This is a genomic window from Chryseobacterium sp. DT-167 (genome assembly GCF_058310155.1).
Genome location: NZ_JBZEEQ010000080.1, coordinates 1 through 640 on the forward strand (window position 1 = coordinate 1; position 640 = coordinate 640).

The window sequence follows — 640 nt, forward strand, 5'->3', positions numbered from 1 at the left end:
GGTCGTTCCGGACGTCGAGAGTGGAGAAGCCGACCTCCGTGCCCGTGTACGGCGCGGTCGACGCGCGAGGCGTCTCGGCGTCGTCCCCCTCGAGAGGTGGTCCGGCGTAGCCCGCCGGGGCGAGTTCGGGGTAGGCGACGAGAGCGGCGTGCGTGTGCCCCGGGAGGTCGATCTCGGGCACGATCGTGACGAACCGTTCGAGCGCGTACGACACGATCTCGCGATAGTCGTCGTGGGTGTAGAAGCCGCCGGCTCCTCCTCCCACTGCACCGGACGACGCACGTGCCGTGAGGTCCGGCCAGGACTCGATGTGGAGACGCCATCCCTGGTCGTCGCTCAGGTGCAGATGGAGGTGGTTGAGCTTGAGCGTCGCGGCGCGGTCGATCACGGCCTTGACCGTTGCGACGTCGAAGAAGTGGCGGGCGACGTCGAGCATCATGCCGCGATAGGCGAACCGCGGAGAGTCCTCGATCTCGAGGGCAGGCACCCGGATCGCGCCGTCGGGCGAGCGATCGAGCGCTTGCACGAGGGTCTGTGCGCCGTAGAAGATGCCGGCGGCCGACGGTGCCGCGATCCGGACGCCGTCGCTCGTGACCGACAGGGAGTACGACTCGCGATGGGCGAGGCCGCCCGCAGGAGC

The 640-nt window shown here is 69.5% G+C and carries 1 protein-coding gene; it reads right to left on the bottom strand.

Annotated features, from left to right (window positions below):
- The coding region (locus AC4FQ5_RS19860) for a family 20 glycosylhydrolase (RefSeq protein ID WP_491146342.1) at positions 1 to 640 on the bottom strand (640 nt) is incomplete at both ends.